This is a genomic window from Rahnella sp. 1L-D-7-B-C2 (assembly GCF_057290995.1).
Genome location: NZ_JBXAVQ010000042.1, coordinates 1 through 1,331, shown reverse-complemented (window position 1 = coordinate 1,331; position 1,331 = coordinate 1). Strand labels below are relative to the sequence as shown.

The 1,331-nt window shown below is 47.1% G+C and carries 1 protein-coding gene; it reads right to left on the bottom strand.

Annotated features, from left to right (window positions below):
• Positions 1-258 precede the first annotated feature (258 nt).
• Positions 259-1,263, bottom strand: a complete 1,005-nt coding sequence (locus AC0Z7K_RS24360; protein WP_485616262.1) for an IS110-like element IS4321 family transposase — start codon at positions 1,261-1,263, stop codon at positions 259-261.
• Positions 1,264-1,331 lie beyond the last annotated feature (68 nt).

The window sequence follows — 1,331 nt, the reverse complement described above, 5'->3', positions numbered from 1 at the left end:
GAATCTATGGTCACTCCCGTTTTTGCAACACCGATTTTGACGATAAATTGGCTTGCTTGAATCTATCCGGCGTCTGAATGGGATTTTATTCCCGCGCCTCGATGAGTTCCGCGCCTGATGAACCTCCAGAAAATATACGGCTTCAATGAGCCTTTCCGTTTTACAGGTTCCTCAACAGGCCGGTGGGCCGTTAGTATCATCAATATCAGTATTCGCAAAACCAGATCAGTGATTCTTTAAACCGGTGTATTTCTGCCGTTATGCTACATAAGTTTGCTGTCGTGCCGTTAGGGCCCAGGCTATTCTGGCCAGCTTGTTTGCCAGAGCACAAGTGACGACAAAGTTGCTTTTCCTACACAGTAGATCCCTGACCCAATCGGCCAATTTGCCAGACTGGTGTTCCAGTTTTTGTATGAATACCCTGGCACATTGAACCAACAAAGTTCGGATCTTTTTGTTACCTCGCTTACTAATTCCCAGCAATGTCGTCCGACCTCCCGTGCTGTACTGTCGAGGCACTAGCCCTGTTGCCGCCGCAAAGTCACGACTGCTGGCGTACTGCTTCCCGTCGCCAATCTCAGTTGAAATAGTACTCGCTGTCAGTGTTCCGACGCAGGGAATGCTCAGCAAGCGCTGTCCAATCTCATCTTCGTCCAACTTTCGTTTCAACTGGGATTCCAAATCTTTAATCTGCTCAACAAGATAGTGATAATGCTGTTGTAATTTCAGCAATAACTGGCTGAGGTATAGAGGCAAACTATTGTCCTCAAGAAGGGTACTCAGTCGGCTAATAACGGCAGCTCCTCGTGGAACGCTGATGCCAAATTCCAGCAGAAAAGCATGCATCTGATTGGTTGTTTTTACCTTATCCTGAACCAAGGATTCACGGACACGATGCAGCGCACGCATTGCCTGCTGAGATTCAGTTCTGGGCTGTACAAAACGCATAGACGGACGCGATGCAGCTTCACAAATAGCTTCGGCGTCGACAAAGTCGTTTTTGTTACTTTTAACGAATGGACGGACAAATTGTGGTGATATCAGCTTAGGAAAATGCCCCAACTCTTCCAACTTGCGTGCCATAAAGTGAGAGCCACCACAGGCTTCCATTGCGATGGTTGTAGCGGGGCATGTCGCCAAAAATTCGATTAACTTTGGCCGTGTAAATTTTTTACGGTAAACAGGCTTGCCGCGACGATCTTGGCAATGAATATGGAAAGAGTTTTTACCCAGATCGATACCAATGAGCGCAATGTTTTCCATGATAGTTCTCCGAATGAAAGCCTATCCTCAGCATAGTACCGGGAAGGAGGGAGTGACCATCTCATTAA

Bases quoted from the DNA above. Each gene is read 5' to 3' on its own strand.
- AC0Z7K_RS24360 (WP_485616262.1), bottom strand. From the start codon at position 1,263: ATGGAAAACATTGCGCTCATTGGTATCGATCTGGGTAAAAACTCTTTC.